At 65.0% G+C, this 20,343-nt stretch carries 11 protein-coding genes; 2 read left to right on the top strand and 9 right to left on the bottom strand.

Annotation, left to right across the window (positions count from 1 at the left end; genetic code table 11):
- Positions 1–19 precede the first annotated feature (19 nt).
- Positions 20–511 (top strand): Lrp/AsnC family transcriptional regulator, encoded by a 492-nt coding sequence (locus AC58EF_RS11720; protein WP_497276422.1) that lies wholly within the window; start codon positions 20–22, stop codon positions 509–511.
- 10 nt (positions 512–521) lie between these two features.
- Here AC58EF_RS11720 and AC58EF_RS11715 read toward each other — a convergent pair whose 3' ends face one another.
- The 9 genes from AC58EF_RS11715 to AC58EF_RS11675 all read right to left on the bottom strand — a co-directional run bounded on the left by AC58EF_RS11715 (position 522) and on the right by AC58EF_RS11675 (position 18,042).
- Positions 522–1,748 (bottom strand): SGNH/GDSL hydrolase family protein, encoded by a 1,227-nt coding sequence (locus tag AC58EF_RS11715; protein WP_497276420.1) that lies wholly within the window; start codon positions 1,746–1,748, stop codon positions 522–524.
- 263 nt (positions 1,749–2,011) lie between these two features.
- The gene (locus AC58EF_RS11710; protein ID WP_497276419.1) at positions 2,012–4,915 is read right to left on the bottom strand and encodes a TonB-dependent receptor; all 2,904 of its coding nucleotides are present in this window, start codon (positions 4,913–4,915) and stop codon (positions 2,012–2,014) included.
- A 140-nt stretch (positions 4,916–5,055) separates the two neighbouring features.
- Entirely contained in the window at positions 5,056–7,752 is a 2,697-nt protein-coding gene (galB, locus tag AC58EF_RS11705) for a beta-galactosidase GalB (RefSeq protein ID WP_497276418.1), read from the bottom strand.
- A 16-nt stretch (positions 7,753–7,768) separates the two neighbouring features.
- The gene (locus tag AC58EF_RS11700; RefSeq protein ID WP_497276417.1) at positions 7,769–9,229 is read right to left on the bottom strand and encodes a mannitol dehydrogenase family protein; all 1,461 of its coding nucleotides are present in this window, start codon (positions 9,227–9,229) and stop codon (positions 7,769–7,771) included.
- The gene (uxaC, locus tag AC58EF_RS11695; protein ID WP_497276416.1) at positions 9,226–10,641 is read right to left on the bottom strand and encodes a glucuronate isomerase; all 1,416 of its coding nucleotides are present in this window, start codon (positions 10,639–10,641) and stop codon (positions 9,226–9,228) included. The genes AC58EF_RS11700 and uxaC overlap by 4 nt, the downstream gene beginning before the upstream one ends.
- Positions 10,638–11,930, bottom strand: a complete 1,293-nt coding sequence (locus AC58EF_RS11690) for an MFS transporter (protein WP_497276415.1) — start codon at positions 11,928–11,930, stop codon at positions 10,638–10,640. The genes uxaC and AC58EF_RS11690 overlap by 4 nt, the downstream gene beginning before the upstream one ends.
- A 135-nt stretch (positions 11,931–12,065) precedes the next feature.
- Complete coding sequence (gene manD / locus AC58EF_RS11685) at positions 12,066–13,277, bottom strand: D-mannonate dehydratase ManD (RefSeq protein ID WP_497276414.1); 1,212 nt, start codon at positions 13,275–13,277, stop codon at positions 12,066–12,068.
- A 14-nt stretch (positions 13,278–13,291) separates the two neighbouring features.
- Positions 13,292–15,667: a glycoside hydrolase family 3 N-terminal domain-containing protein gene (locus AC58EF_RS11680; RefSeq protein ID WP_497276412.1), complete on the bottom strand. Its 2,376-nt coding sequence runs from the start codon at positions 15,665–15,667 to the stop codon at positions 13,292–13,294.
- Positions 15,664–18,042: a glycoside hydrolase family 3 N-terminal domain-containing protein gene (locus AC58EF_RS11675; protein ID WP_497276411.1), complete on the bottom strand. Its 2,379-nt coding sequence runs from the start codon at positions 18,040–18,042 to the stop codon at positions 15,664–15,666. Before AC58EF_RS11675 ends, AC58EF_RS11680 begins: the two co-directional genes overlap by 4 nt.
- Before the next feature lie 198 nt (positions 18,043–18,240).
- On the opposite strand from AC58EF_RS11675, the gene AC58EF_RS11670 reads away from it, so the two are divergent.
- Positions 18,241–20,328 (top strand): alpha-glucuronidase family glycosyl hydrolase, encoded by a 2,088-nt coding sequence (locus tag AC58EF_RS11670; RefSeq protein WP_497276569.1) that lies wholly within the window; start codon positions 18,241–18,243, stop codon positions 20,326–20,328.
- Positions 20,329–20,343 lie beyond the last annotated feature (15 nt).

Here is a 20,343-nt window from a genome sequence, read left to right as displayed (position 1 = left end):
CCCATGATAGGCATATTGGATGGAGAATAAGTCAATCATAGTCGAAATGGACGAGTTCGACCGGCGGATCATAGCCGCTTTGGTCGAGGATGGGCGAATGACAGTCACCGATCTCGCCGCTTTGGTCGGCCTGTCCAAGACGCCATGCCAGGTGCGGTTGAAACGGTTGCAGGAAGCGGGTGTCATTCGCGGCTTTCGGGCGATCGTCGATCCGGCGAAACTGGGGATGGACCATATCGCCTTTACCGAGGTGAAGCTGAGCGACACGCGGGAGGCGGCGTTGCGCGAGTTCAATGCGGCGGTGCGGCGTATCCCCGAGGTCGAGGAATGCCATATGCTGGCGAGCAATTTCGACTATCTGCTGAAGGTGCGAACGGCGGATATAAGGCGCTATCGGGCTGTGCTGGGGGAGAAGATCAGCGCCCTGCCCCATGTCGCCAGCACATCGACCTTCGTAGCAATGGAGACGGTGCTGGAGGCTGGAAGCCGGCGGGTGAGAGGGAAATCCTGACCTCCGTGGGTTAATCGAACAGGCTCAGAGGTATCGCCTCCCCCATCGCCCTGTAGCCCTTGGGCGAAGGATGGAGCGCGTCGCCGTCGTCATAGGCGGGCAGCAGCCGGTCGGGACGCGCCGGGTCGCGGGTCACGCGGTCGAAGTCGATCACCGCGTCGAAATGGCCCGGTGCCCTGATCCACGCATTCACCGCCTGCCGGTCGGCCTCATTCCGGGCATCGGCGTGATAATAGGCATTGCCCATGAAGGGCATGACGGTCGCGCCGATGACCCTGATCCCCTTCGCATGGGCGCGGGCGACGATCTGGCGATAGGCGCCGATGATGCGGGCGACATGGGCCTGATGCTCGGCCACGCTCACCGGCGCGTCGCGGGTCAGGGTGCCGAGATCGTTGATCCCTTCGAGCAGGATCAGGTGGGTGACGCCCGGCTGGGCCAGCACGTCGCGATCCAGCCGCGCCAGCGCATTGGGACCAAGGCCATCGTTCAGCAGGCGGTTGCCGCCGATGCCTTGATTGACGAGGGCGACGTGGCGGCGTTTCGGATCGGCCTGAAGCCGCTGCGCCAGCACATCGGTCCAGCGGTCATTACCGTTGGTGGTCGAGCCTTTGCCGTCGGTGATGGAATCGCCCAGCGCGACGATGAGCCGGGCCGGGGCGCAGCGTTCCACCTCCAGCGCGGCGAGATTGAACCAGTGGTCGAAGCTGGCGGCGCCAGTCATCTTTTCGTCGGTCAGGTGATTGCTGGGCAGATGCCAGGAGGTGGCGCGCGATCCGGGGTGCGAAGTCTGTTCGGGTTCGCCCTGATAGCGGATCGAGACGGCGATATTGTCCAGCGCCCTGGCGGGCAGCGATACCGGGTCGGAGAGATAGTCCGCACCGGCGGGGATCACGACTTCGGGCGCGCCGTCAAAGCGCAGCGAGATGAGCGTGGCGGGATCGACCGTCGGCGCGGCGCTGCCGAGGGCGCGGGCGATGCTCGCCCCGGCGATGCGGAGCGGCTGCGTGCCGGCAAGATTGGAAAAACGGACGCGCAGCCGTTCGCCCGAGACGGAGGGGCGGACGATCTGGCGCAGCGTCCGGTCCCTGAGCGTTCCGGCGGGCAGTTCGGCGTCGCCAGTGGGGCGGAATTGCGAAGAAGCCCAGCCCGCAACCCAGGTCGACGTGCAGGTCTTCGCCTGGGTCGGCGTCGCGATGAGGGCGAGCGGAAGGCAGAAAAAAAGAGAGAGACGCATCGTCGCCTTTCTTTGCACCGTCACAGTCGGGGCACAGCCGCGAAGTTCACACCATTGTCGGCGGATTCGAGGCAAACGCGCCCGCGAAGCGTCTGCAACGCGCTCGCGACGCGCCACTTGCATGAAGGCGGTTGCAGACCGGCGGAGACGGGAATGTAGCACCGGCAGGATAGACCAGATTAAATCCAACATTGGAAGCGCCGGCTGTTCCAGGAAAAAAGGGCCGGCGTTGCGACCGGCCCTGTGTGGCTCCTGGGGGAGGATCAGAAGTTCGCCCGGATGCCGGCCAGCACCTGACGACCCGGATAATAGACATAATAGGGCGCATTGTCGTAGCCGAAGGTCTGACGCAGCGGCTCATTGGTGATGTTGAGCACGTCGAGCGTGACGCGGAACGCCTTGTTCATGAAGGGCAGCTGATAGCCGGCCGACAGGTCGAGCTGACCGCGCGCGTCATTGCCCAAGCCTTCGGCGCGGTTGTTTTGCGGGCCGTTCGCAGCGACCGACTTGTCGTTCCAGACATAGTTCACGCTGATCGATACGCCATGATCTTCATAGAAGCCCTGGAGGTTATACGACCATTTCGGCACACCGGTCGCGACCAGACCCGACGACGAGGACTGCTTAAGATAGGTGCCGTTGGCCGAGAAGCCGAGGCCCTTCACCGCGAAGTCGAGCGGCTGCACCCAGGTCGCTTCGACGCCCTGAATCTTCAGGCTGGACAGGTTGACCGGACGATTGACCGTGATCGGCAGATTTTCGACCGACACGCCCAGCGCCGACGCGCGGTCGCGCATCGCATTCTGCTGTGTCGAGATCAGGCTGTCGAAGGGAATGTTGAGCGAACCGAAGGTCGCCTGCTGCTGGATGGTCGCGGTAAAGCCCTGGATCGTCTTCTGGAAGCCGGCAACGCCGACATAGCCGATGCCGCCGGTGTAGAATTCACCGCCAATGTCGAAATTGTCGGAAGTATAGGGTTGCAGATCGGGGTTGCCCGCCGATGCGATGATGCCCGAAGGATCGGTGAAGGTCACGCCCGGCAGGATGCTGCCCGCTTCCGGGCGGGTCATGGTGCGGGCGGCCGAGAAACGCAGCTTCACATTGTCGGCCACGTCCCAGGTGACATTGAGCGACGGCAGGAAATTCTCGTAGCTCGATTCCGCCCGAATATCGACGATGCTGGTGCCGACCTGGCTCGGCCCGACCACCAACTGGTCGGTATGGGCATAGCGCATACCCGCATTGACGTTGAGGTCGCGGCCAAACAAGGTCGTCTTGCCGTTGACCTCGAAATAGGCGCCCCAGACCTTTTCATCCACGTCACCGGTCGCGCCGCCCGTCACCGCACCGCGCGTTTCGGGTGCGCTGTCGCGATACTGGTTGTAGTTGGTGGCGTCGATGATCTTCTGGAAATCGGGCACGACAAAGGCGGTGTATCCGATGCTGCCGCTCGCCAGATGGCCGAAATTGCTGACCGGGAAGCCGGTCAGATATTGCGACACCTGGCTGTTGGGGATGGATCCGGTCAGGCCCTCGCAGTTGGTGCCGCAGACCGATTGCTGATAGGCCGCCGAATTGTCGTAGGCGCGGACGATGCGCTTGGCGCGGTCATAGGCGCCGCCGATCTTCAGGTTCAGATATTCGTCGCCATAGGTGACGTCGAGATGCGCGCCCTGCGTTTCAGTCTTGCGGCGGACCAGCTGGACATTCTGGCGATACCATTGCCAGCTGCCATTGTTGGGATCGTTGAGGTCGAGATTGGTGGTGATCGACGGATAATCGCCGCCACTATTGTCATAATAGACGTCGACACCCGACTGCGGCGTGGTCTGGAAGGCCCAGGTCGGCTGTTCACGGAAGAAGGTGCTCTTCGAATAGTTGACGTTCGCCACGACCTTCAGCAGGTCGCTCGGCTGCCAGGTGACGCTGGGGTTGACGTTCCAGAATTTGGTCGTCTGGATGAACTTGCTCGCTTCCAGGAAGAAGGAGGAGTTGGCGAAGGTGCCGCTGGTGACGACGCCATTGTCGTCGACGGTCAGATCGATGGGGATCATGCCGCCGGTCGCCTGGGGGGACGTGCCCGGCCCCGAGTTGCGGACCTGCCAGTTCATATTGACCTTGTCATAGTCGCGCTTCGATTTGGCCCAGATGCCGTCAATGGCGAAATGCAGCGCATCGCTGGGACGCCATTCGACCGATGCCAGCGCCGAAATGCGCGAGCGATCGCCGGTGGTGAGGCTGTTGCGGCCAAGGCGCGGCAGGAGGGCAGTGCTGAGCTGGTCGCGCGTCAGGCCCGAGGTGGCGACCACATCGACCGGCTGGCCCGCGACCAGGCCGTGGCCGGCGTTGCGCGGCACGACCGACGCCCAGGAAAAATTGTTGCCGCCCGCGTCGCCAACGCCCAGATTGCCGTCGGTCCAGCCCACGGTTTCAAAGCCGTCGATGCGGGTCTTCGTCTTCACGCCCGCAATGCCGACCAGGATGCCGAACGTGTCGGTGGTGTGGCTGGCGACGATCGCGCCGCGCGGGCTGATCTTGTCATTGGCGTCGGTATATTGGCCCTGCGCGACCACGGTGACATGGGTGCCCGGCTTGTCGAAGGGGCGCGCATTGCGCAGGTTGACGGTGCCCGCGATGCCGCCCTCGATCGTCGAGGCGGTCGAGGATTTGGCGAGATCGAGGCGGGTGAAGAGTTCGGACGGGAAGAAGTCGAGATCGACTTCGCGATTGCCGCCGCCCGTGCCGTTGGTATTGCCGTCCGACGCGACCGCGATCTGCGAACCGTTGAGCAGCACCTTCGAGAAGCTCGGCCCAAGGCCACGGATCGCGACCTGTGTGCCTTCGCCATTGATGTCGCGGTTGAGGCGGACGCCGGGCATCCGGTTCAGCGTTTCGGCGAGGTTGGTGGCGGGCAGCTTGCCGATATCCTCGGCAAAGATCGAATCCCCGAAAGCCACCGCATCCTTCTTGGCGTTGGTCGCGCTCTGGAGCGAGCCGCGGATGCCGGTGACGACGATGTCGGCGACGTCACTGTCCTGCGGCGCGGCGGCGGCAGCATCTGCCTGCGGCGCGGCATCCTGCGCCAGCACCGCCTGCGACAGCGTCAGCGAGCCAAGCGCGGAGGCCGCGAACAGCGCGATGCGAAAATGGCGATTGCGTGAAGACATGGTCAATCCCTCTCCCTGAGCGCTGCCCCCGACTCTCCGGTGGGCCTCGATTGGTAGCGCTATCAATATTGCCTCAATAAACGCCGCGTCCTTTTTGTCAAGACGCAGCGTTTTGCGTCAGTGGTAACGGTATAATATGTTCAATTCACTCGCTTTGCCGTGGTGATTTCCACCGTCGCATCGGCAAGGCCGGCAGCGCGGGCGCGGACCACTATCCGGCCGACTCGGGCGGGGTCGCCCTTCACGATCACCAGCGCAAGCCCGTTGAAGGCAGCCCGCTGGTGCGAGGGGAAGGCGATCATGTCGGTCGGGTCGCCATTGTCGGTGGCGACGATCTCGCCCGGCCCCTCGATCGTGAAATCGATCTTCTGCTTGGCGGCTGGGACGACATTGCCGTCCTTGTCCAGCACCCGGAGCGTCACGAAGCTCAAATCGCGGCCGTCGCCGGCGATGGCGGAGCGGTCAGCGGTCAGCGACAGCTTGGCTGCCTCGCCCACCGTATGGATCGTCTCGGTCGCCCAGGGCTGACCCTTCTTCCAGGTGACGACCTTCACCTCGCCCGGTTCGTAGACGACATAGTCCCAGCGGAAGCGATATTCATAGTCGCGCTTCTTGATCCTGCCCTGCGACTTGCCGTTGACGAACAGTTCCGCCTCGTCCGCAGAGGAGAAGACATGGACCGGCGTGATCTGGCCGACGCGATCAGGCCCAATTCTATCAGGCCACGTCCAGTGCGGCAGGATATGGGCGAACTTCAGGTCCGGGCGCCAGCGCGCCTGATAGAGCCAGAAACGATCCTTCGGGAAACCGGCGAGATCGACGATGCCCGAATAGCTGCTGCGCGACGTGTAATAGGGTGTCGGTTCGCCCAGATAGTCGAAGCCGGTCCAGACGAACTCGCCCGCGACATAGGGATGCTGGTCGTCGGCGGCGAAGACGCGGTCGGGCGAGGAGCCGAAGTCGGAGGCGTGGAGTTCATAGGCGCTGACCTGATGCGTGTCGGGATTGCCGCCCGACCAGGGGCGCACCGGGCCGCTGATCGCGCCGGCGACCGGGAACATATATTCGCCGCGGCTGGAGAGGGCGGAGGCGCTTTCGGTGGACAGGATGACCTTGTCCGGGAATTTCGCGCGGAAATTGGGATATTGGCCGACGATGCCGCGAATGCCCGCGCCCTGATAGTTGAGGCTGATGACGTCGACCGTGGTCGGCAGCAGCATGTCCGCCTTCGCATAGTTCATCGCGCTGGTGGCGGGACGGGTCGGGTCTTCCTCATGCGCGATGGCGACCAGTTCGCGGCCGATCTTCGCGCCCGCTTCGCCGTCATATTGCTCGCCAACCTCGTTGCCGATGCTCCAGAGGATGATGGAGGGATGGTTGCGGTCGCGGCGCAGCATGGCGCGGGCGTCGGCCTCATGCCAGTCGGGGAAGATCAGGTGGAAGTCGTGCGGCGTCTTCTTCTTTTCCCAGCTGTCGAACACCTCGTCCATGACGAGGAAGCCCATGCGGTCGGTCAGTTCGAGCAGTTCGGGCGCGGGCGGGTTGTGGCTCATGCGCACGGCGTTGGCGCCCATGTCGCGCAATATTTCGAGCTGGCGCTCGGCCGCGCGGGCGTTGAAGGCGGCGCCCAATGCGCCAAGGTCGTGATGGTTGTTGACGCCGCGCAGGGGGATATGCTCGCCATTGACGATCACGCCCCTGTCGGGATCGAACTTCACGTCGCGCACGCCGAAGCGGGTTTCGTAGCTGTCGATCTGCCTGCCGCCCTGCGTCACGGTGGAGATGGCGACATAGCGGTTGGGCGCTTGCGTGGGCGGCGGTCCCCAGAGGCGAGGGTTGGTGAGGATGGTGCTGCCGTTCAGCACCGCCTTCGCGCCGGGCGCGATGCTGGCGGACTGGCGGGCGATGCTGGCGACGGGGCGGCCGGTGCGCTTGCCGTTGGCGTCGAGCGCGTAGAGGGCGGTCGCGACCTCCACCTGCGCAGGCGTGTCGCCGTCATTGTCTAGGGTCAGGCTGAGGTCGATGGTGGCCTGTTCCTTGCTGACTTTGGGCGTGCGGACGGTGCTGCCCCACTGGCCGACATGGACCTTGTTCGTGGTGGTGAGATAGATGTCGCGATAGAGGCCGCCGCCCGGATACCAGCGCGCCGAGGCAGCGGGATTGTCGAGGCGGATGGCGAGCTGGTTCCTGCCCCCCGGCACCGCATAGGGTGTCAGGTCGAGGCGGAAGCTGTTATAGCCATAGGGCCAGCCGCCGACGAGCTTACCGTTCAGCCAGACGGTGGCGTAGGACATCGCCCCTTCGACATCGAGGAAGATCGATTGGCCTTTGGCACTGGCGGGGATGTCGAGCGTCTTGCGATACCAGCCGATGCCCCAGCTCGGCAGGCGGCCCATGCCGCCATAGGGGCCATCCTTGATAAAGGGACCGGCGATCGCCCAGTCATGCGGCAGGTCGACATGCGTCCATGCGCTGTCGTCGAAATTCGCCTGCACATAGGACACGTCGCCGCCGGGATTGCCTGCGGGGCGGACATGATGCCTGGTCGGGTCTTTGATGAATGGATTGGCGCTGGGGAGAATCCAGGGTTTCAGGACTTTCGCGCCGCTGTCGTCCACCTTCACCGCGGCGTCGGGGCGCGCGTCGGCCAGCTTGCCGTCGCCCGTATCCTGGATGGGCGGGCGGACGTCATAGCGCAGGTCGGTGGTGAGGCCGGCCGGGTCGCCCTTGGTGAAGCGCCAGTCCTTGCTGATCGAGACGCTGTCGCGCGGCGATGCGGCAAGCGCAGTCGGGGTCAGCAGGCAGGATGCCAGCAAGATCGTGCGGATGGGCGACATGGACTCCCTTTCTCTGTCAGAGCCGGGCCAGCGCCGCGCGGGCGCCGTCGGCTTCGAGGATGGTCAGCCAACGGGTGAGCGCCGCGCGGAACCGATCGCTGGTCGCGAGGTCAGGCGGCACCACCGCGTCGAAGGCCAGGATCGCGGCGATACGGTCCTCGGTCGATGCGGCTCCGGCCAGCGCGGCGGCGATGGCGTCGGCCAGGGGATCGTCCACCTTGTGGCTCGCGCCGCTGTCGTCCACGCCCGCCTGCCAGCGGACCCAGGCGGCGACGGCCAGCGACAGGGCGTCGATCCCCTGCCCCGCCGCCAGACGCGCGGCTATGGTGTGGAGCAGGCGCTGGGGCAGCTTCTGCGACCCGTCCATTGCGATCTGGCGCGAGCGATGGCGGAGCGTCGGATTGTCGAAGCGGGCCATCAACTCGCGGCGATAGGCGGCGACGTCCAGCTCGGGCGGCGGCGAGAGGGTAGTTTGCACCTCATCCCAGAGGGTTTCGACAAAGACGCGCGCTTCGGGCAGGGCCAGCACTTCATGGACATGGTCGATGCAGGCAAGGCCGCCCAGATAGGCGATGCCGCTGTGCGATCCGTTGAGGAGGCGCAGCTTGGCTTCCTCCCATGGCGCGACCGCCGCCGTCACCTGAACCCCCGCGCCGAAATCGGGACGCGGGCCGCAGAAACGGTCCTCGATCACCCATTGCAGGAAGGGTTCGGTCTTGACCATCGCCTGATCTTCTACGCCGAGGCGGGTCGACAGGGCGGCGATGTCGTCCACCGTGGTCGCGGGGACGATGCGGTCGACCATGGTCTGGGGGAAGGCCCCCTGCTCCGCGATCCAGTCGGCCAGCCCGGTGTCATGGCGACGGGCGAGCGCGATCACCGCGTCGCGCAGCCGCGTGCCGTTGTGCGGCAGATTGTCGCAGCTGATCGCGGTGAAGGGCGGCAGCCCCGCCGCGCGGCGCATGGCCAGCGCCGCGACCAGATAGCCGGGCGCGGTCTGCGGGCTGTCGAGCGAGGCGATGTCGGCCGCTAGTTGCGCGTCATCCTCGATCAACGTGCCGGTGGCGGGGTCGAGCTTATAGCCCTTCTCGGTGATGGTGAGCGTCACGATATGGGTATCGGGCGAGGCCAGCGCCGCGAGCAGCGCCTGCGGTTCTTCCGGCGCGACGATGACGCGCTGGACCGCGCCGATCACCCGCGCCTGCTCCGCCGAACCGTCGCGCACCAGCATGGTGTAGAGGCCGTCCTGCGGCGCCATCTGGTCGCGCACGGCAGGCGAACGTAGCGAGGCGGCGGTGATGCCCCAGCGCAGGTCGCCGGCGTTCAGGGCATCGTCGAAAACGACCGCCTGATGCGCGCGGTGGAAGGCGCCGATGCCCAGATGCACGACGCCGCAGGTGACGGCGGCGCGATCATAAGCGGGGCGGACGACATCGGCCGGCAGCGCGGCCAGTGTTTCGCGCGATAGCCGGGTCACAGCTTGTAGGCCGCCTTGGCGAGGTCATAGGCCAGCGCGCGCGCGACCTCATAGGCCTCATCCTCTTCCAGCCGATGCTCGGCGACGAGCTGGGCGAGCCAGGCGCAGTCCATGCGGCGGGCGACGTCATGGCGCGCCGGAATCGACAGGAAGGCGCGGGTGTCGTCGTTGAAGCCGACCATATTGTAGAAGCCGGCCGTCTCGGTCATGCGCTCGCGAAAGCGGCGCATCCCTTCAGGGCTGTCGTTGAACCACCAGGGCGGCCCCAGCTTGAGCGCAGGATAATGGCCCCCCAACGGCGCGAGTTCGCGCGAATAGACATCCTCGTCCAGGGTGAAGAGGATCAGCGTCAGGCGCGGATCATTGCCGTAAAGATCGAGCAGCGGCTTCAACGCCTGCACGAACTCGCCGGCGGTCGGCATGTCGGCGCCCTTGTCCTTGCCGAAGCGCGCGCGCACCGCCTCATTATGGTTGCGGTGGACGCCGGGATGCAGTTGCATCACCATGCCGTCCGCGATCGACATGCGCGCCATTTCGGTCAGCATATGACCGCGGAACAGCTCCGCTTCCTCCCGCGTGGCGGGACCGGCCGTGACCCTGGCGTAGAGCGCCTCAATCTCCTCGCGCGGCAGGTTGGCGGTGAAGGCGGACGGATGGCCATGGTCGGTCGAGGTGGCGCCGGCCTCGCGGAAGTCGGCGCGGCGCTTTTCATGCGCGCGCAGATAACCGGCATAGCTGCCCGCATCCTCCCCCGCCATGGCGCAGAAACGCCGCACATTGTCGATGAAGCTGGAATCGTCCGGGTCCAGCACCGGGTCGGGACGATAGGCGGTGACGACCCTGCCGCCCCAGCCCGATGCGCGGATCGCGCGGTGATGGTCGAGCGGATCGAGCGGTCCTTCGGTCGTGGCGATCACTTCGATATTGTAACGCTCAAACAAAGCGCGCGGACGGAAAGCGTCGGTCTTCAGCGCGGCGTCGATGATGTCGTAATAATGGTCGGCCGTGTCCGGCTCCAGCCGCACGTCGATGCCGAACGCCTCGGCAAAAACCCAGTCCAGCCACATGCGCGAGGGCGTGCCGCGGAACAGATGATAGTTGGTCGCGAAGCGCCGCCAGATGGCGCGTGGATCGCTTTCGGTCGCGCTGCCGTCGATGGTCGGGACGCCCAGTTCCTCCAGCTTCACCCCCTGGCTGTAAAGCATACGGAACACATAATGGTCCGGCACGATCAGCAGATCGGCGGGATTGGCGAAAGGCGCGTCATAGGCGAACCAGCGCGGGTCGGTATGGCCGTGTGGGCTGACGATCGGCAGATCCCTGACCGTGGCGTGGAGCCGGCGCGCGATATCGCGCGTGGCCGGGTCGGAGGGGAACAGGCGATCGGGATGAAGATGGAGGGCTTTGGTCAAGATGAAGCTCCCTGGCCGCTCGCGCCACCGGCAGCAACGATCTGATAGCGCGGAATGATGAGATGGATGGTCAGAAGCGCGACCAGATAGGCGCAGGACGCGACGACGAAGATCGGCTGAAAGCTGCCGACCGTTTCCAGGATGGCCCCGGCGAATTTCGCCATCAACATGCCCCCGATCGCGCCGGCCAGACCGCCCAGCCCCACGACCGACCCCGCCATCCAGCGGGGGAAGACATCGCCGGGCAGCGCGTAGAGATTGGCGGAAAAGCCCTGATGCCCGGCGCAGGCGAGGCCGATAAGGCCGACCGCGACCCACATGCCGGGCGCGTGGGTGGCGAAGGCGATGGGCACGGCGCACAGGGCGGCGAGGAACATGGCGCTCTTACGCGCGCGGTTGACGCTCCAGCCCCGGCCCATGAAGCGCGAGGAGGCCCAGCCGCCGGCCACCGAACCCACGTCCGCCATCAGATAGACAGCGATCAGCGGCGGGCCGAAATCCAGCATCTTCACGCCATATTGTTTGTTGAAGAAATCGGGCAGCCAGAAGAGGAAGGTCCACCAGACCGGATCGATCAGGAAGCGGCCCGCCATATAGGCCCAGGTCTGGCGATGGCGGAACAGGGTCGCCCATTTGACCGGGCGCTGCGCCTCGACCGGGTCAGTCTCGATCCACGCCAGCTCCTCCGGCGTCAGACTCTTCTTGTCGCGCGGGCGGCGGTAGAAGGCGAGCCAGGCAGCCAGCCAGATTACGGTCAGCAGGCCGGTCAGGATGAAGGCCCAGCGCCAGCCCAAGGTGACGGCGATGATCGGCACCACCAGCGGCGTCAGGATCGCGCCGACATTGGACCCGGCGTTGAAGATGCCGATGGCGAGCGCGCGCTCCTTCTTGGGGAACCATTCATTGGTCGCGGCAATGGCGGCGGGGAAGGTTCCGGCCTCCCCGATCGCCAACGGAATACGCGCGAACAGCATCCCGGCGGTCGAGGTGAAGAAGATATGGGCGACATGGCCGATCGTCCACAGCGTCACCGCCAGCGCATAGCCCGCCCGCGCGCCGATCCTGTCGATCAATCGGCCGAAGACGACATAGGCGATGCCGTAACCCGCCTGGAACCAGATGGCGAGGTCGGCATAGCCGCTCTCGCTCCAGCCATAGCGGGCCTGAAGATCGGGCTTGAGCGTCGGCAGGACCAGCCGGTCGATATAGCTGAGGACGACCGCCGCGAAGAGCAGGCCGCAGACGATCCAGCGGATTTTGCCGGAGGGTTTGGGGATGGCGTTGGTCATTATCCTCTCCCAAAATATGTCGTCATTCCCGCGCAGGCGGGAATCCATCTCCAACGCCATCCCCAGACGCGATGCTGGGAGATGGATCCCCGCCTGCGCGGGGATGACGATGATGAGCGAGGGTGGAACAAGGGATCACCAATTATACATGGTGCCGTCTTCCAGCCGGTTCACCGGCAGGAAGGCGCGTTTATATTCATATTTAGCGGCCAGTTCCTCATCGAGGTCGACGCCAAGGCCCGGCTTGTCGCCCGGATGCATCATGCCGTCCGCGAATGTATAGGCATGGGGGAAGACCGCGTCGGTTTCCGGCGTGTGGCGCATATATTCCTGGATGCCGAAATTCGGCACGCTGAGGTCGAAATGCAGCGCGGCGGCCATACAGACCGGCGACAGGTCGGTCGCGCCGTGGCAGCCGGTGCGGACCTGATAGAGATCGGCCAGGTTGGCGATCTTGCGCAGGTGGCTGATGCCGCCGGCATGGACCACGGTCGCGCGGATATAGTCGATCAGCTGGTTTTCAATGAGTTCGCGGCAGTCATGGATCGAATTGAAGATCTCGCCGACGGCCAGCGGCGACGTGGTGTGCTGGCGGATCAGCCTGAAGGCTTCCTGATTTTCCGCCGGGGTCGCATCCTCCAGCCAGAAGGGGCGATAAGGCTCCAGATCCTTGCCGAGCCGCCCCGCCTCGATCGGGGTCAGGCGGTGGTGGATGTCGTGCAGCAGATGCACGTCCCAGCCCAGCGCCTCGCGCGCGGCTTTGAACAACTCCGGCACGACGCGCATATATTTGCTGGTATTCCAGACATTCTCGGTCGGCAGGTCGGCGTCGGCCGGCTCGTAGAAATATTTGTCCTTCGACACGCCATAGGTGGAGGCCATGCCGGGTACGCCGCACTGGAGGCGGATCGCCTTATAGCCCTGCCGCTGATATTCGAGGGCGACATTCACCGTGTCCTCGATCGTCGTACCGTTGGCATGGCCATAGACCATCACGCCCTCACGGCTCGCGCCGCCCAGAAGCTGATAGACCGGCAGGCCCGCGACCTTGCCCTTGATGTCCCACAGCGCCGTGTCGACGGCCGCGATCGCCGACATGGTGACGGGGCCGCGACGCCAATAGGCGCCCTTGTAGAGATATTGCCAGATATCCTCGATCCGGTGCGCGTCCCGGCCGATCAGGCAGGGAATGACGTGGTCGGTGAGATAGCTGGCGACCGACAGTTCCCGGCCGTTGAGCGTCGCGTCGCCCAGGCCGTAGACGCCCGCGTCGGTGATGATCTTCAAGGTGACGAAGTTACGGCCGGGACAGGTGACGATGACCTTGGCATCAATAATCTTGGGCATGTGAGCGGTCCTGTTCAGATGATTTCGAGCGTGACGGTCTGGAGATTTTGGCTGTCGGGTCCGACCATGATGTCGAACAGGCCGGGTTCCACGACCTCCTGCATGTCGAGATTCCAGAGCGCGAAGGCTTCGGGGCCGATCGTCAGCCGCACCGTCTTCGTCTCGCCGGGGGCGAGGGTGACGCGCTCGAAACCCTTCAGTTCCTTGAGTGGTCGGGTGACGCTGGCGACCTGGTCATGGACGTAGAGCTGGACGACCTCATCCCCTGCCCTGTCCCCCGCATTGCGGACGTCGACCTCTACCGTGACGCTGCCGCCCACTCCGATGCGCGGCGCGGAAAGCCGTGGTTTTCCGAAGTCGAACCTGGTGTAGCTGAGGCCATAGCCGAACGGGAACAGCGGAGAGATGTCCTCGAACACATAGCCGCGGCGGGCCGATGGCTTGCGGTTGTAGAAGATCGGCACCTGTCCCGCATCGCGGGCGACGGTGACGGGCAGCTTGGCGCCGGGGTTCACATCACCGAATAGGATGTCGGCCATGGCGGTGCCGCCTTCCTGTCCCGGATACCAGCACAACAGCAGCGCGTTCGCGCCTTCGACCACGGCGGGATAGCTGGGCGGGCGGCCATTGATGGCGCAAATGACCACGGGCTTGCCGGTCGCCTTCATCGCGGCGAAGAGTTCGTTCTGCTCGCCCACCAGATCGAGGCTGGTGCGGTCGCCGAGATGATTCTTGGCAAAGCCTTCGCGGCTGGTCTGTTCGGTGTCGCCGATGGCGAGCAGAATGATATCGGCGGTCTTCGCGACCTCGACCGCCTCGGCGATCAGCTCGCGGTTCCTGGCAGGGTCGGCGAGGAACACCTCATCCACCGAACGGTCCTCGCTCCGGGTGATGAAGACACCCTGGGCATGGACGACCTCCGCCTTGCCCTTGAGCTTCGCCTTCACACCATCGAGCAGCGAGATAGACTGGCGCGGGATCGAGGAATAGCCGCCCAGCCGGGCGATGGCGGCGTTGGGACCGATCACCGCGACGCGCTTGTGCGCGCCCGCCGCCAGCGGCAGCGTGCCGTCATTCTTGAGCAGCGCGATCGATTTGTGCGCGGCTTTCAGTGCCAGCGCGCGGGCCTCCGCATTGCCGGTCAGCGCATCATAGTCGCGGCGCGGCCAGGGATTTTCGAACAAGCCCGCGCGGAACTTGAGAGTCAACATGCGCTTGGCTGCGAGGTCGACCGCTTCGAGGGGCACCTTGCCCGCGCGGACCTGTTCCACGAGCGTCCGATAGGCAAGGCCATCGGGCAGTTCGCAATCGACGCCGGCCCGGAGCGCGGCGCGTGCCGTCGCTTCCAGATCGGGCTGGACATGATGGATGGTGTCGAGTTCGGGCACGGCGCCATAGTCGCTGACCACCGCACCGTCGAAACGCCATTCGCCGCGCAATATGTCGCCCAGCAGCCATTTGTTCTGGTGCGACGGCACGCCGTCAATCTCGTTATAGGACGGCATGACGGCGGCGATGCCGGTGCGCTTCACCACCTGACGGAAGGGCGGGAAGAAATTCTCACGCAATTCGCGCTCGCTGATCGGCGCGGGGGCGATATTCTCGCCGCTCTGGGGCTGACCGTGGCCGGTCATATGCTTGAGCGTGGCCATGACCTTGTCCGGGCCGAGTTGCCTGCTTTCGCCTTGCAGGCCGAGCACCGCCGCGACGCCCATTTCGCCGCAGAGATAGGGGTCTTCGCCGAACGTCTCCTCGATCCGACCCCAGCGCGGGTCGCGGGCGATATCGACCACCGGGGACAGCGCCAGATGGACGCCGCGCGCGCGGACTTCACGGGCGATGACCGACTGGACTTCACGCATCAACTGCCGGTCGAAACTGCCCGCCAGACCGATCGCCATCGGGAACATGGTCGCGTCGGTCGCCATATAGCCGTGCAGCGATTCCTCATGGAACAGCACCGGAATGCCGAGCCGCGTTTCTTCGATCGCCCATTTCTGGACGGCGGTGATGAAGGCGACCGTATCGGCAGGCGTGCGCCAGCGCGCACCGACGCCGCCCGCCTGGGTGGAGCCGCCCTGCGCGCCGCGCCGGTCGGACGGGCGGGTGATCTGGCCGAAGCTCGCCGGATAGGCCTTGCTCGCTTTTTCGGGCGAGAAGGTAAGGTCGTCCATGATGTCCGCCTTGGTCGCCCAAAGCGCGATGATCTGGCCGACCTTTTCTTCCAGCGTCATGCGCGACAGGAGATCGCGGACGCGCAGGTCGATGGGAGCGGTGGCGTCCTTGTAGAGCGGGCCGCCCTTCTTTGCAGCCACTGCGGGCGTCGCTGCGAGGAAGGAGGTGGAGGCGAGCAGGCCCAGCGCCTGACGGCGTGCGAGACGGGCGCTCATGGCTTCACCGTCAGCGTGGCGGACTGGAGCGCGACCGAGCTGTTGCCGGTCATGATCTCGAAATCGCCCGGTTCGACCACGCGGCGCATTTCGTCATTCCACATCTGGAGGCTTTCGGGGCTGATGGTGAAGCTGACGGTGCGGGTCTCGCCGGGTTTGAGCGTGACGCGCTGGAATCCCTTCAATTCCTTGACCGGCCGGGTGACGGAGCTGATCTTGTCGCGGACATAGAGCTGGACCACCTCGTCGCCTTCGCGCGCGCCGGTGTTGCGGACATCGACCGAGACGCTGGTGCTGCCGCCGGCGCCGATGCTCGTGGCGGCGAGGCGCGGCGGCGACAGGCTGAACGTCGTGTAGGAAAGGCCGAAGCCGAAGGGATAAAGCGGGTCGGTCGTATCGAACAGATAGCCGCGCCGCGCCGAGGGCTTGGCATTGTAGAACATCGGCAATTGGCCGACCGAGCGCGGCACGGTGACGGGCAGCTTCGCGCCGGGGTTCACATCACCAAACAGCACGTCCGCGACGGCATTGCCGCCCTGCTCGCCCAGATACCAGCCTTCGAGAATGGCATTGGCCTGCTCGCTGACCTTCACGGTCGAGGCCGGACGCCCGTTGATGAGGACGACGGTGATCGGCTTGCCCAGCGCCTTCAAGGCATCGAACAGCTCCTGCTGCTCGCCTACCAGATCGAGGCTGGGACGATCGCCGAGATGATTGTCGGCCCAGCCCTCGCGGCTCGATTGCTCGGTGTCGCCCAGCGTCAGGACGATCCGGTCCACGCCCTTGGCCGCTTCGACCGCCTGCGCGATCAGCTTGCGGTTTTCGGCCGGGTCGGACTTGACCACCTTGTCTTCCCACCAGTCGTCATTTTCGGTGATCTTTACGCCCTGCGCGAAGACGATGTTGGCCCTGGCGCCGACTTTGGCCTTGATGCCGTTGAGGATGGAGACGCTGTGCGGCGGCTGGCCATAATAGCCGCCCAGACGCGCGACGGCGGCGCTCGGCCCGATGACGGCGATCGTGCCTTCAAGCTTGAGCGGCAACATGCCATCATTCTTGAGCAAAGTGATCGACCGCTGCGCCGCCTTGAGCGCGAGTGCGCGCGCATCAGCGTTATTCGTGATTTTCTCCGCGGCCGCCGCATCGGCATAGGGATTTTCGAACAGGCCGGCGCGGAACTTCAGCTCCAGCATTCGGCGGACGGCCTTGTCCACCTGTGCCTCGCTCACCTTGCCCGCACGCACCAGCTTGCCGAGCGTGGCATAGGACAGGCCATCGGGCAGGTCCGCGTCGACGCCTGCGTCCAGCGCACGCATCGCCGCCTCCTCCAGATTGGCGGCGATATGATGGATGCTCATCAACTGATCGACCGCCGAATAGTCGGAGACGACCGCGCCCCTGAAGCCCCATTCCCCGCGCAGCACATCCTGCAACAGCCAGCGATTGGCATGGCTGGGAACGCCGTCAATTTCATTGTAGGACGCCATCACCGCTTCGATCCCGGTGCGCTTCACCACCTGCTCGAAGGGCGGGAAGAAATTCTCGCGCAGTTCGCGTTCGGAGAAGGGCGCGGGGCCGACATTGGTGCCGCTTTCGGGCTGGCCATGGCCGGTCAGATGCTTGAGCGTGGCGAAGACCTTGCCGGGGCGCAGCTCGCGCGAGCGGCCCTCGCCCTGCAATCCCTCGACCGCGGCGACGCCCATTTCACCGACCAGATAGGGGTCTTCGCCATAGGTTTCCTCGATCCGGCCCCAGCGCGGGTCGCGGGCGATGTCGACCACGGGTGAGAGCACCATCGGCACGCCGCGCGCGCGGATTTCGCGGGCGATGACGGCATTCACGTCGCGCAGCATGGCGGTGTCGAAGGAGGAGGCCATGGCGATCGATTGGGGGAAGCTGGTCGCGCCGACGGCCGCATAGCCGTGCAGCCCCTCTTCGTGAAAGAGGATCGGGATGCCGAGGCGGGTCTGCGTCATCGCCCATTTCTGGAGCGCGTTGACCAGCGCCACCGTCTGGCGCGGATCGCGGCCCCTGGCGACGCGCGGGCTGAACGCGCCCTTGGCGTCCGACGGCCGGGTGAAATGGCCCAGCCCATGGGGATATTGCGCCGCCAGCTTCGCTGGATCGAGCTGGAGCCGGTCGTCGAAAATCTTGACCTTGTCGAGCCAGACCGCCGTGATCTGCGCGATCTTCTCGTCCAGCGTCATGCGCGACAGGAGATCGTCGACCCGCGCCTCGACCGGCGCGGCTGCATCCTTGTAGACGGGCCTGGCGGGTGCAGCGGCGGCCGGAGCAGCCCGGACGGGCGCTTCCACACCGGCAACACCGATCGCCAACAGCGATGCGGCGCACAGGATTTTGCAGCTACGGATCACGAAACCCCTCTCCATTTTTGCGACGCGGGCATCTTTCCGCTTGCCGCAACCGAACTGATAGCGTTACCATTGCTCGGACAAGAGGAACTTGTCAATGCCCGTTGCGGGTGTTGAAGATGATGGGTCGAGGGAGAGGGACGAGTGAAAGCGCGCCTGTTTTGCTGGATTGCTGCCGTGGCCGGATGGGGTCTGACGCCGATGGCGCAGGCCGAGGATGGCTATGATCTATGGTTGCGTTATGCGCGCGTCGACCAGACGCGGACCGCCGCGCTTTCGGCCCATGCGACCGCCATCATGACGACCGGAAACAGCCCGACCCTGGCCATCGCCACGCAGGAATTGCAGCGCGGCATCGCCGGCATGACGGGCGCCCGGCCGGCGGTGTCGGCAACGGTGCAGCAAGGCGCGATCCTGCTGGCCACGCCCGCCACCACCCCGTCCCTGCCGGTCAGGACCGATGGCCTGGGCAATGAAGGCTATGCGATTCGATCGACCATGGTCGATGGCAAGGCCGTCACCCTGATCGCCGCCAACAGCGATATCGGCCTGCTGCATGGCGCCTATCACTGGCTGCGGCTGGCGCAGAGCGGCGCGAGCCTCGATTCGCTCGACATTCGCAGCGCGCCGAAGATCGGGCTGCGCCTGCTCAACCATTGGGACAATCTCAACGGCACGGTGGAGCGCGGCTATGCCGGGCAATCCATCTGGGACTGGTGGCGGCTGCCCGACTGGAAGGGGCCGCGCTATACCGACTATGCGCGCGCCAATGCTTCGATCGGCATCAACGGCACCGTCCTCAACAATGTGAATGCGAAGGCCGACAGCCTGACCGCATCCTATATCGCCAAGGCGGCGGCGCTGGCGGACGTCTTCCGCCCCTATGGCATCAAGGTCTATCTGTCGGTCAAATGGACCGCGCCGATGGAACTGGACGGCTTGAAGACCGCCGATCCGCTCGACCCGCAGGTCGCCGCCTGGTGGAAGGTGAAGGCGGACGAAATCTACCGGGCGATCCCCGATTTCGGCGGCTTTCTGGTGAAGGCCAATAGCGAGGGCCAGCCGGGACCGCAGGATTATCAGCGCACCCATGCCGACGGCGCGAACATGCTGGCGGCGGCGGTGAAGCCCCATGGCGGCATCGTGATGTGGCGCGCCTTCGTCTACGCCCATGACAATCCCGACGATCGCGCGAAACAGGCCTATAGCGACTTCAAGCCGCTGGACGGCAAGTTCGCCGACAATGTCATCGTGCAGGTGAAGAATGGCGCGATCGACTTCCAGCCGCGCGAGCCTTTCCATCCGCTGTTCGGCGCGATGCCGAAGACGCCGCTGATGATGGAGTTCCAGATCACCAAGGAATATCTGGGCCAGTCGACCCACCTCACCTATCTGGGCACGCTGTTCGAGGAGACGCTGGACGCCGATACCTTCGCGAAAGGCAAGGGATCGACGGTGGCCAAGGTGATCGACGGGTCGCTGGAGGGACACAGGCTGACCGGCATTGCGGGCGTCGCCAATATCGGCGTCGACCGCGACTGGAGCGGGTCGATCTTCAACCAGGCGGACTGGTATGCGTTCGGCCGCCTCGCCTGGGACACCAGCCTGTCGGCGGAAAGCATCGCGCGGGAATGGGCGGCGATGACCTTCTCCCCCGACCCGAAGGTCGTGCAGCCGGTGGTCAAAATGATGATGGGATCGCGCGAGGCGGCGGTCGACTATATGACGCCGCTCGGCCTGGCCCATGTCATGGATACCGGCCATCATTATGGTCCCGGTCCCTGGGTCGCCGATCTGGCGCGCCCCGAATGGAACCCGGTCTATTATCACAAGGCCGACGCACGGGGCATCGGCTTCGATCGCACCAAGAGCGGCAGCGACGCCGTCGGCCAATATGCCGCGCCGGTTGCGAAGATGTGGGCCAATGCGAAGACCACGCCGGAGCGCGACCTGCTCTGGTTCCATCATCTGCCCTGGGATTATCGCCTGACGTCGGGCGAGACTTTGTGGGACGGCCTGATCCACCATTATGATCGCGGTGTGGCCTATGTCGCGGACATGCAAAAGACGTGGGAGACGCTGCGTCCCCATGTCGATGCCGAGCGGTTCGCGGAGACGGAGGCGTTCCTCAATATCCAGCATCGGGAAGCGCAATGGTGGCGCGACGCCAGCATCGCCTATTTCCGGTCGGTGTCGAAACGCCCCCTGCCCGCCGGGTCGGCCGCGCCCCCGCATGATCTCGACTGGTATAAGGCGCTCAAATTTCCCTATGCGCCGGGACATAACTGATTTTTTGCTTCTGTC

The organism is Sphingobium sp. WR1, assembly GCF_059693745.1.
The sequence above is the reverse complement of the archived record's forward strand: the minus strand, read 5'-3'. Positions and strand labels throughout refer to the sequence as shown.